At 43.6% G+C, this 10859-nt stretch carries 10 protein-coding genes and 1 pseudogene; 5 read left to right on the top strand and 6 right to left on the bottom strand.

Annotated features, from left to right (window positions below):
* Nucleotides 1-11 precede the first annotated feature (11 nt).
* The 6 genes from ABLA85_RS15875 to ABLA85_RS15850 all read right to left on the bottom strand — a co-directional run bounded on the left by ABLA85_RS15875 (nucleotide 12) and on the right by ABLA85_RS15850 (nucleotide 5777).
* On the bottom strand, nucleotides 12-881 hold the full coding sequence (locus ABLA85_RS15875) for a hypothetical protein (protein ID WP_367965352.1): 870 nt from the start codon (nucleotides 879-881) through the stop codon (nucleotides 12-14).
* A gap of 75 nt (nucleotides 882-956) precedes the next feature.
* Entirely contained in the window at nucleotides 957-1190 is a 234-nt protein-coding gene (locus ABLA85_RS15870; RefSeq protein WP_367965351.1) for a hypothetical protein, read from the bottom strand.
* A gap of 14 nt (nucleotides 1191-1204) precedes the next feature.
* A complete protein-coding gene (locus ABLA85_RS15865) occupies nucleotides 1205-1990 on the bottom strand; it encodes a DUF4123 domain-containing protein (protein ID WP_367965350.1) in 786 nt (261 codons plus the stop codon).
* A gap of 5 nt (nucleotides 1991-1995) precedes the next feature.
* Nucleotides 1996-2343, bottom strand: coding sequence for a hypothetical protein (locus tag ABLA85_RS15860; RefSeq protein WP_367965349.1), 348 nt, complete (start codon nucleotides 2341-2343; stop codon nucleotides 1996-1998).
* The gene (gene tssI / locus ABLA85_RS15855; protein WP_367965348.1) at nucleotides 2262-3983 is read right to left on the bottom strand and encodes a type VI secretion system tip protein TssI/VgrG; all 1722 of its coding nucleotides are present in this window, start codon (nucleotides 3981-3983) and stop codon (nucleotides 2262-2264) included. Before tssI ends, ABLA85_RS15860 begins: the two co-directional genes overlap by 82 nt.
* 36 nt (nucleotides 3984-4019) lie before the next feature.
* On the bottom strand, nucleotides 4020-5777 hold the full coding sequence (locus tag ABLA85_RS15850) for a type VI secretion system baseplate subunit TssF (protein ID WP_367965347.1): 1758 nt from the start codon (nucleotides 5775-5777) through the stop codon (nucleotides 4020-4022).
* Nucleotides 5778-6422: 645 nt separating this feature from the next.
* Here ABLA85_RS15850 and ABLA85_RS15845 point away from each other — a divergent pair.
* From ABLA85_RS15845 to ABLA85_RS15825, 5 genes and pseudogenes are all read left to right on the top strand, one after another.
* Complete coding sequence (locus ABLA85_RS15845; RefSeq protein ID WP_367965346.1) at nucleotides 6423-6545, top strand: hypothetical protein; 123 nt, start codon at nucleotides 6423-6425, stop codon at nucleotides 6543-6545.
* 93 nt (nucleotides 6546-6638) lie between these two features.
* Complete coding sequence (locus tag ABLA85_RS15840; protein ID WP_367965345.1) at nucleotides 6639-6794, top strand: hypothetical protein; 156 nt, start codon at nucleotides 6639-6641, stop codon at nucleotides 6792-6794.
* A gap of 10 nt (nucleotides 6795-6804) precedes the next feature.
* Nucleotides 6805-7674: an integrase domain-containing protein gene (locus ABLA85_RS15835; RefSeq protein ID WP_367965344.1), complete on the top strand. Its 870-nt coding sequence runs from the start codon at nucleotides 6805-6807 to the stop codon at nucleotides 7672-7674.
* Nucleotides 7675-7936: 262 nt separating this feature from the next.
* The gene (locus ABLA85_RS15830) at nucleotides 7937-8209 is read left to right on the top strand and encodes a helix-turn-helix domain-containing protein (protein WP_367965343.1); all 273 of its coding nucleotides are present in this window, start codon (nucleotides 7937-7939) and stop codon (nucleotides 8207-8209) included.
* 723 nt (nucleotides 8210-8932) lie between these two features.
* A pseudogene (locus ABLA85_RS15825) lies at nucleotides 8933-10859 on the top strand (helicase); the annotation flags it as partial.

Raw genomic sequence — 10859 nt, 5'->3', positions numbered from 1 at the left:
TCATGACGACACTATCTAGCAAGATATACAACACCTTCAGCAATGTTTCCTTTATCTATAGCTTCAAAAGATTGTAGAATTTCAGGATAGTTATAACCAAATTCAAATTCCTCTTGTCCTATTGGCCACAATACTGGGAATTGGCTATTACCATAAATATTTTTACGTATTGGTAGACAAGTTTTAAGATCTTTCAGTCCACGTTGTTTGTAGAAAGCATGAAGTGGATATACATCCAGAAATAGCGTTGTATTTCCCAGTGCCATCTTCTCATACACATAGTTGAATGAATACTGTGACAGACTTGAAAATCCTTGAAGTCCGGGTACATCAGAGAATATTGATAATTTATTCTCTTTACTAGCCTGCTTAGCTTCTTCCACTGCTTTAGCAAAATCCTCAACTTTATTTTCGGCTCGCGCTTTTAGCTTTGGATGAAGAAAGTAAAATGGATTATCCATTGTATTTTCTAGCTCACTAGCAGTCTGACGCACACGTTGGTTAGCATCATTATTAGCTTGTATTTGTTCGTGCATATTAGAAGCATGTAACAATCCACATCCAACTTGCTTGGAAGCAAAAGCAGCAAGGCCAGCCCATTGAAAACGGTTATCTTCTAACCATATTTTAGCATAAGCCTGATTTATACGTTTATTTCGTTCTATAGGATCTGCAATTAGTTTGCCACCGGGTGCGACAATGTCTTCGGCTTCTTTCTGATACCTGCGCCAAACACATTCACAAGTGAGTATGGGAACATCAATAACTTTAATTTGTTTACCCTTTTTTTCTTCGATATGACAGTCACACGCGGCTACTGATTGAGTGCTTTTGTACAACTCCATGTCATCGTATTTATGTTTTTTAAAGACTTCGGTCATTTGTGTTGTCCTTACTAAAATTAGATATAATATTCCACTATTCGCCTCAAGTGTATGTTTAATGAGACGCAATAACTAAATTGGCTTAGAAGGATATATTTTGGCAGTGATAGGTGTGCTGGTTAATCCCTTCTCAAGTTTCATTCCGTCTTTATCACTCGTACCCTCATGTTTTATACCTTTATTTATCAGGGTATAAGGCACATCGGGTATCGGTTCATTGGTGTAGTCCCTAACCAATTTTATATATAAATCATTTTTAAGTATTTCTTGGCAATCACAAGAATAAATCTGACCTTTATCACTCATAAATCTTTCTCCTGTTATTTTTCTTGTTCCATTGCTAACAAATAATCCTGACTGGATACTTTTTCAGCCTGATAACCCGCATCAATTTTTTGTCGTAACCATTGTTCAATCTGCTGCTCTAAACTTCCGACAGGTTGATCCAGCTTTTTCGCCATTTCACCGTGGTTTTCCCATAAGTCATTATAAAGTGAGCTGGTTAACACTTTTAGACCGTAAGGCGATTGCAGCCAGACGGATAGCAGGTGTTCACCCAGTGTAAAGGGAATGTCACGGTTGCCTTCTCCGCAGTCTTTGGGACGGAAAAACGGCTTCGGCTGTGGTATGTCGATCATCAGTTCTGTGATAGGCGACAACATCAGTGACCAGTCACTGGGGGTGAAAGCGGGTATCATTGCACCAAAAACGCGGGCATCCATAATGCGGAACAGCACTTGTTCGCCGTTCATCATCACCAATTGCCGATGTTGCCAGTGAACAAGCTGTTCCTGCCAAGGTGTAGAACTGCGGTATGCCCAGCCCCAACTGTTATCGCTCATAATGTGGTCATCCAGCATCATCCCCATCTGGTAAAACTGGTTGGCCTTGGCCTGTACCAGCCACGGGCTTTGTTCCAGTAACTTGTTCATGGGCGTGCCACTGTAGAGTGGAAACGCTTGTTCAACCCAGTCATTCTGGTAGAACAGGTTGACCGGATTGGGCTGCGCCAGCGAATTGAGGATAAAGAATACCGGTGCATCATTGGATTTATTCAGCCATGCCTGCCAGATTGTTGAAGTTTCTGTCATTATCTCTTCCATCATGATAATTATTCCTTTTTGGCGGGTTTAATCACCGGACTGACATCCTGCTGGGCCAATAATGGGCAGTAAGGATGAGTGGGGAATTCCACCATCGGCAACGGCTCGACACCTTCCGGTAGTTGCAGTGCCAGCCCGCGACCGCTGCCCCCTGAACCCTGTCCGACATTCAGCGGCGAACAGAAAATACCGCCCGGTGTAACTTTCAGAAATGTGCCGCCGACTTTGAGCGTGATTTCTGATGCCGCTTCCAGTACCACTTTGCCGCCGCTTTTCAGGTGGATTTCCTGCCCGCTGTCAATGACGGTTGCATCACCGGTTTGAATATGCTGGCTGCCTGCAATCCGGTGCGACACATCACCTTCGGTGGTGATTTTGCGGCTGCCTTGTACCTGATGATGGTCATCGGCGCGAATGTCGTGATAGCGGTTATTATCAATGCGCTGTTTCTGGTCGTGCTTGATATGCCAGTAGGCATCGTTTTCGATATGAGAGGTAAAATCTTTCTGACCGTGAAAATAGATTTCTTCGCTGCCCTTCGCATCCTCAAAACGCAGTTCGTTAAAGCCCTTGCCCTTGTGGGTTTTGGTTTTAAAGGTGGTGCGGGTTTTGGCAGCGGCGGGCGGTTCAGGCCGTTGTAAACGCAACCGGTGACGATGGGGCGGTCAATATCGCCGTTGAGATACGAAATAATGACTTCCTGCCCGATACGGGGTATCGCCATAAAACCATAGCCATTGCCGTTCCAGCCCTGAGCAACCCGCACCCAGCATGATGCGCTGTCATCCGGGTCGTCATAGCGGTTCCAGTGAAAATGCACTTTTATTGCGCCATCTTTGTTGACGAAGATTTCTTCTCCTTCCGGCCCAACCACCATCGCGGTTTCATCACCATCCGCTAACGGTTTGTAGTGGAACGGTGGCCGCCAGTCAGCAAGTCCGTCGATAAAACTGAAGGTGTTGCTGAGTGTCGTGCCTTCACCACTGCTGTCGCCCAGTGCCTGTGGACAGCGCCCGTGGTGACTGATACCGATAATCTGCCAGCGCACATTGAGCGGTTTGTGTGGATGATTTTTTATCTCAAAAATTTTACCCGGCCGCAGTTTGATGCAGTTACTGTTGCCGCTGCCGGTTTGTTTCTGGTTATCCTGTGCTTCCTGACGGTATTTCAAAAACGGTTTAGCAGCAGCATCTTTCTGAAAACGGCCGTAACTTTCAAATACGGTATACGGCGTCTGGCTACCGAAATCGCGGAAACCTTCGCTGCTGTGCATGTGGGAGAGGTGGTAGCGTGGGTTCTCCGGGTTGTAATCTTTGTGCAGACTGCGCTGCGGACTCATGCCGACACCCAGTCTGACCTGATAAATCGTATCGACACCGTAGGCGGTTTCCGGTTGGGGCTGGTATTGCAGCGGCAAACCAGCGATCATTCCCAGATGACTGTCACTGAAAAACAGCGTTTCGTCTTCAAACCAGAAACTAACGCCCTCTTCCGCTGCCAGACGGCTGAAAAACGCATAATCGGATTCGCGTTTCTGGGTGACATATTCCCTGTCCTGATGCGTATCGTAGAGTTTGGAATCCGCCTTCACCCGGTGTTTTTTCAGCAGGCTGTTTAAAATTGCGGGGACATTTTGCTGATGATAAATCCGGCTGTCCTGATTGAGTGTCAACCGCCAGAGTGCCGGACGTACTGTCAGGGCATAAAGCGTTTTGTTGCCATCGGTGCCAATCCAGTCGGCATGGGAAATGATACCGGTGATTTTGCGCTGCTGCGTTTCACCGTTAAACACCTGCAAGACGGCTTGCTGCATCAGCAACCCGGCTAAATCGATGTCTTTCTGCGGTTTAAACGGGTTCGCGTTACCGGCTCTGACCAGCGTCAGATTCAGAGTAAAAAGTTCCGATAAACCTTCTTGCAGGGAAAAATCACCGACCGCAAACGTGTCTTCCGGCACACCGGCGACAGTAAAAACAAAACGTAATCCACTTTTCATGGTTATTCCTTCTCGTTGATTGCCTCAGTTCCTTCATTACATAGCCGGACGTAATCCATCGACATGCCAGAACTGCCACAGCACATTGCGGCTGTCCGGGGTAAAAATTTCCAGCATCACAAACGTAGACTGGCTGATAAAACAGGCCAGTGCCTGATTGATTAACCGGCAGAATCGGTACATTTCACCGGCATTGCGGTAACAGTCCGGGTTCAGCGTGAGTGCTAATACATAGCCGCGAACCGGTCGACCCATCCGTAATCGGTCAGTCAGGTGTTCTTCTGCCCGTATAATGCTGTCAATATGTTGCTGAAACTGGCGGCTCAATGGGCGATTCGTTTCGGTATGCGGGTCAAACAGGCGAAGAAACTGTTTCAGGCTGTCGGTAGAAAACAACATCACCGGCGGGCTGGAGAGACAGGACAGCAGCAGCCAGCCGCTCTTTTCCTGTAACAGCGGCGAGTAATCGGTATTGATCGGCGTGATATTCTGCACACCGAGATGCGACGGAGCGCTTTCCTGCGTCACCGTGAGTGCGCCCTGTGGCAGTGTCAGTGCTTGTTCGTGATAACCGGTGAAATGACAGGCGATCGCAATGGCGGGCAAGTTTTTTGCGGGTTTACCAGTTAAATCAAAAAAATTCAGCCGGTGTTCGGTTCTGCCCAGAAAATCCTGCTCGGTTTGAAGCTGGTAGTAAAAAGTGTCCGGTTGTGTGTCGTCATCAAGGAAGTGCCCGGCCGGAGTAAACTGCTCAATCGGCAGCCAGCGATAAGGTGTGCCGCGTTGTTCATCATCGTCGGGCTGCTGTACGACCTGAATCTCCCGCAGCCGGAATAACCGTACCGACTCACCCAACGACAGCGAATAACTGTGATTATCGGCCTCCAGCAGAATGGGCAGGCTGGTTTGATTTTCCAGATGAATGGCAGGCACACAGCCCAGCAAAAACGCGCCATCAACATCATCCAGCGGCAATTCTCCCTCGAAACGGAAAATCAGTTCAAACGTACTGTCTTCATTCAGCGGAACGTTGAGACAACTCTGGCTAATATCCAGCGTGACGAAATTATAAAGCTCAGTCAGCGCATAATATTCCACCAAGGGTTGCAGGCCGGAATAGGTACTCTTGGGCATCGGCAGCAACGGTTCGTCAAGCAGACTATGCCAGCCATAAGGAAAACTTTTTATTGTCCGCCGTTCACCCTGTGCGTTCAGGCTGGCATCACAGATATGCTGATCCAGCCACAGGCTAAGTTGAGCGGCGCGTGCTGTATCGGTGCCAAGAAAAAAGGTCAGCGAACCGCTTTGCCAAACCGAAGACGTGGAACCGGTCTGACACAATGTCAGAATAATTTCGCTGTGTGTACCGGTTTTCCTGACTGCACGTTGTTGCACAATCAACGGCTCAATATGCAACGCACGGCCGGTTTTAAAATCGAGCAGTTGCCCGTAAACACTGGCAGAAACTGAGGTACCGATGGGAATATCAACCGCTCCCTGATGTTCATCATCAAGGGGCGAAAACTGCAAAACCGTTGTCGGCGGGATCGGACACAGCGCTAACGGCCAGATGAGCGAGAGTAAACTGTGGGTAATTTCGGGAAACTCATCCTCCAACTTATCCCGTAAATTCGCGATCAAAAGGGCAAAGGCTTCGAAAACACGCTGAATATCGGGATCATGGGAGGCAATCAGAAAATCGGCCAGATGCGGGGATTCTTTTGCAATGCACTTCGCTAATTCCCACAGATAAGCCCGCTCCTGCAGGTACAGTGATTCCTTGTTGTTTTTCATTATATTGATTTTTTCGATGTTATATTTTTTTATCTTGTAGGTTAACGGATTGTACACATATATCAGTAAAATTAATCAACTAATCAGATGGAATTTTTACCTGATTTTGGAGAAATATAGGGAAAATAGCGCAATACGCCCCAGAATTCAGACAGAAATAAGGCGAACAGGCGGCGTTAACGGTTTGACTCTTTTCCACTCAACCGTTAATATCTTTTTCTACAAAAATGATCTGACGCCTGCAAAGATCAGCGTGAAGCGGCGAATAAAACTCCTGTAGCCTGAAAGGGAGTGCAAATATTGCGGTACATCTGCCCACCTTTGGAAGCAGATATTGCCAGGACACCTAAACCCTCGTCTGGCAATGAAGGTTTCTTAAACTAAAAATACGCCCAAAAGGTGTTTTATCTTGTCAGTCAAGTGTAGTGAACATGGATTCATACACTGACTTTTCAAATCAACATAAATCCTATTTTCCTTTATCTTCAATGAACTATGGAATGGTTTTAATCCATCCGGTTCATACCTCTCACAATCACTGTCTGAAATATTCAGCGAACAATTTTTCTACGCCAAAACAATTAACTCATTGCTACCGTTTGACACTAGATCTGGCGGCGTTCTGCTACGCCTGCTGGCATTTTAATGCTTGCACAACATTTTCTGACCGTTCACGAAACTCAAGGCGTCACTTTTTGCGGATTTATCGCTGAAAGTGACGCCGCAGCCAAAGCACCACACAACTCTGACAGGCTCACGCCTGCTTAACCATACAGTGAATCTGACACTGCATTTTTAGATGGAAAAAGGAGAACTTGACGATATCGAGGCTGGCTCTTAGCCGGTGGGGATGACCTGCTCATGCAGGCGGCAGTACAGCGTACTCAACCGATACCCCGCAATACCTCAACTTGCGTTCACTCTGGCGCACAGATATCCGTCAAGGACAAAGCAGGCATTTCCTGTTTTGCCCGCATTGTCGCGCGCCAGAGTTCGCATGTTGTTAGGTATCAATAAGGGAAAGCCGATGAGCCGATTGATTAAAGAATTAAAATTTTTTGCACGGAAGGCGGGTGGCAGCCATAAGACCTGCCATGATCGCATTAGGATCGCCGGGCGTTTGGGTGTGCTGTTATTGAGCCTGAATATTCAGGTAAAAAGCCTCAGTCATTTGAAAACCAAACACGTGGAACAGTATGTTGATGCCCGTTTATCTCAGGGGATTGCCAAGCGAACAGTACAAAATGAAATGGCTGCGCTGCGTAATATCTTCCGCATAGCAGGCCGGGAAAAACTGGAAACTTCGCCACGTTTGAGCAATCAGGCATTGGGATTAAGCGGAACCAGTCGCGCCGGAACGAAACAGGCGATCCCTGATGCTACGCTTCAGATTGTTTATCAAAAAGCTCTTAAACGTGATGCCGGATTTGCCGTCACACTAAAACTGGCTCGATTGCTGGGGCTACGTTCTCAGGAAGCGGTGCAATGCAGTGCTTCACTGAAGAGCTGGCGCAAACAGTTAGAACAACCAGAACCGAAACTGCATGTTGTTTTCGGTACAAAAGGCGGCCGGCCACGGCAAACCCGTGTACTGGATGTTGTCGCAGTTAAAGCGGCTGTCGAACAAGCCATTATTATTGCTGAACAACGTAACGGCAGATTGATTGATAAGCCCGATCTCAAACAAGCCATGAATTACTGGCGAACGCACACCACAAAGATTGGTTTAACCGGTTGCTATTCTCCTCACAGTCTGCGCTATGCGTGGGCGCAGGATGCACTGAACTTTTACAAAAAAAATGGCTTTAGCCATCAGGAAGCAAGAGCACTGGTATCAATGGATTTGGGGCATGGTGATGGGCGCGGGCGTTATGTTGAGCGAGTTTATAGCCGTTAAACTTAATCATTCGGTTATTGAGTCCGATAATACAATCAGTTAAAGTGTCCCCGCCATTAGCAAAATCTAATGGTCAGGGTTTCGCAGCCTTGAATTAACGTCCACACTGGTAGGAACTTTCTACCAGTGTGCTTGCTATCACCCTTTCAATGGTGATTCAGGCAGGGGAAGCTTCGGCTTCGCCGGTTGGACGTTACCGGTACTGCGAACCCTGTCTGGATTACCACCATCAATAATCAATTAATGGAAAGGGGTAGCAGGAATGAATAACAACAATATTCAAAACGACTGGCATCAGGCCGATATCATCGCTGCGCTTCGTAAACGCGGTACAACCTTAGCCGCACTCTCTCGTGAAGCGGGACTCAGTTCATCAACATTAGCAAATGCATTCAGTAGACCGTGGCCGAAAGGTGAATGGATAATTGCTAACTATCTCGGAATCCATCCTTCTGAAATTTGGCCTAGTCGGTATTTTGATTCTTATACTGGAGAATTATTAGAAAGGAAAGCCCGCTCCAAGCCACAGGAATAACCGACTTTAATTTGTGATCGACTTCGTGAAAATGATAATTTTTAATATGAAGCCCTGAGTGTGGAATGGAATCTCAATTTGACCATTTTTACCCCTCACGGCTTTTTTGTTTGAGGGTAAAAGAATACAGAGGAAGATAAGTAAAATCAGCTAACTACTCTTCCGAAAAGAATTGTTGTACAAAGGTGTCATAGAACACCAGATAAGCCATAGAAATGGAACAATGTTTACACTACCTGAGCATCAAGGAATTAACAAGAAAGCCTTGGCTGGCTTGAAAAAGTAAAGCTACGATAGTTTTCTCCGCAATTGATAAAAATGCTCATTCCGAGCTTCATATCCATAAACCTACAGTAATTTCGTCGGTGGTCTCAAAAAATAAGTTTATGTTGCAATTGTAGGCTAACTTCCTTGAGTCTGTAGATCAGAGCCTATTACTCTGTTTGAGCTCACAAATTAACTCAAAAAACAGTAAATAAACAAAAAATCAATTAGTTAATCAACATTCAAACATAATCATCGAAAATGGAGAAATAATATTTTTTGATCCAAGTAAGATAATATTCACTAACTAATTGTAAAAGTTACATATTTATGATAGCAATGAATTCAATATACAACATACTTGCATATGTTGGGGCGGTAGCATAAAAGAGTGAGCATATGAAAAATACAGCTCTCACCAGTAAAATTTCCACATGCATATTGGAGTAAGGTTGAAATATGACTGATAATCATATCTTAGATAATTATGAGATCGTCGAAGATAATATTTTAAAAACAGAAGAAAACAAAAACATTCCAAATCTGATACTCTCCCAAAAAGATGGTGAGAATTTCATTATAAAATATTGGCCAAGGAATATTACAAGTGACGAGCAAGTCCTTGAAAGTATTTGGCAACATGAATTACGACAGTTACAAAGATTAAAAGGGTATCCCGGTGTTGGGGATTATATAGTCTACCCTGTTGAATCAAAAAAAACGAATGAAGGCTTCTATCTTGTTCTGAATTCTGACGGGAGAGTTCCGGCATCTTATTTGCTCAATAGAAAAACATTATCCCTTCCAAGAAATAGCCATTGGTTGACTCGATTAAAAGATCCCACGATTAGAATAAGATTCTGGAAAAACATATGCAGAATTACAAATGCTATTGGTTTACTTCACGCACAAGGATTATTGCATCGTCATTTAGATGAAAACTCCATTCTTACATATGAATATGAAGATGATGATTATAATGATTTTCAGCTAACAGGTTTTGAGTGGTCAATACGGATGCCAACTCTCACCACTGCGAAAATAAAACCAGTAGGTGAGCAAGGAAAAATATCAACTTTCGCTACAGACTGGATAGACCTGGGAATATTGATATCAAAATTTCTAAAAATAAACTTAAGTCAGATCAAAAATCTTAGTTTCTCTGCAGAACACTTCATATCCAATCACGATTTAACAATAAGTGAAGTAACAATAATTCGAAGTCTTTTGGGTATCCAACCTATACAGCAAAATGCTATTAAAGAACTTCTTAGTGAAAAAGAAATTTTACACTCTATTAATCGTATAATTAATGAGCTTACCGAATTTTATAAAAAAACAAAAAACATACATGGGGTAGCCATAAATACCAAATATGAGCAACCAAATAATAACAAAGAAAAGAAAGATTTGTTTCACTGCATACAAAAGAAATTCTATTATAAAAATCATTTCACAATTTCAAGAGATGACTCTGAAATAATAAAGAAATTTGTGTGTGATGATCTATCTGATTCACCTGTGTTATTTGTAAACACTTTAGAAACAAACCCCCACGAAGTAATATTGAAGGGGAAAGAACTCTGTTATGTTCTCACTCCGTTCCAACCAGACCACAAAACTAACGATAAAACATGGGAGTTAGGATATTCTAAATATGCATATTTAGAACTGCCAGCTAAATTTTTCAATAAAGAAAATTATATTGAAATCAATAGCAATAACATTTCTTGCTTTACTCACTATGAAGCTAGGAAATTCTTAAGTAATAACGATGACTCACTAAATTTAATGCCGTGGAATCTTGTATTCGCAGAAACAGGTAAAGATAAGAACAAAAGGAATGAAGCTCATCTAAAATTATTAGAAGGATTAACAGCCGTACATATTGCTAATATTGCATATGCTAAGGCAGAGATTTTTCCTGTGGAAAACATTAGTGAAGACAGTGAACCAGATAATGTTAGCTCATGGATTTTTAAATTTGTGCCAAGGCACGATGAAGCAACTGAGGAATTATCAAAATCACTTGGTATAGAATCGCCTTCAGTAAGGCTTGAGAAAATTATAAACAGTAGTGATAATAATGACAAACTATCCTGGAGTCTTGTGAATAACAAAAACTTCAGTAAAGTCGATGATGAAATTCTTTTAGAGTTTTATGGCTATGAAAATGACGCTAACAAACAAGATATTTACAGTTTTATATCAAAAAAACCACTTCCGGAATGGAAAGAGTTTTTCATTGTCCCTGATTCCCTTGAAGGAACATTACGACAAATCACAAGACATGCTAATACTTTGGACATGCTCGAAAATCATGTCGAATTAATGAATGTAATTACTTCCCCGCAATCACACCTTCTAGGGGCTGTTGATGTTTTAA

The organism is Xenorhabdus sp. SGI246 (assembly GCF_040838225.1).
Classification (GTDB): Bacteria; Pseudomonadota; Gammaproteobacteria; order Enterobacterales; family Enterobacteriaceae; genus Xenorhabdus; species Xenorhabdus indica.
This window is presented reverse-complemented; position numbering and strand designations above follow the sequence as displayed.

What these genes read in the sequence shown, in the direction of transcription:
- ABLA85_RS15850 (WP_367965347.1), bottom strand. Translation starts at nt 5,777, where the DNA reads ATGAAAAACAACAAGGAATCACTGTACCTGCAGGAGCGGGCTTATCTG.
- tssI (WP_367965348.1), bottom strand. Translation starts at nt 3,983, where the DNA reads ATGAAAAGTGGATTACGTTTTGTTTTTACTGTCGCCGGTGTGCCGGAA.
- ABLA85_RS15865 (WP_367965350.1), bottom strand. Translation starts at nt 1,990, where the DNA reads ATGATGGAAGAGATAATGACAGAAACTTCAACAATCTGGCAGGCATGG.
- ABLA85_RS15830 (WP_367965343.1), top strand. Translation starts at nt 7,937, where the DNA reads ATGAATAACAACAATATTCAAAACGACTGGCATCAGGCCGATATCATC.
- ABLA85_RS15835 (WP_367965344.1), top strand. Translation starts at nt 6,805, where the DNA reads ATGAGCCGATTGATTAAAGAATTAAAATTTTTTGCACGGAAGGCGGGT.
- ABLA85_RS15875 (WP_367965352.1), bottom strand. Translation starts at nt 881, where the DNA reads ATGACCGAAGTCTTTAAAAAACATAAATACGATGACATGGAGTTGTAC.
- ABLA85_RS15845 (WP_367965346.1), top strand. Translation starts at nt 6,423, where the DNA reads ATGCTTGCACAACATTTTCTGACCGTTCACGAAACTCAAGGCGTCACT.
- ABLA85_RS15870 (WP_367965351.1), bottom strand. Translation starts at nt 1,190, where the DNA reads ATGAGTGATAAAGGTCAGATTTATTCTTGTGATTGCCAAGAAATACTT.
- ABLA85_RS15840 (WP_367965345.1), top strand. Translation starts at nt 6,639, where the DNA reads ATGCAGGCGGCAGTACAGCGTACTCAACCGATACCCCGCAATACCTCA.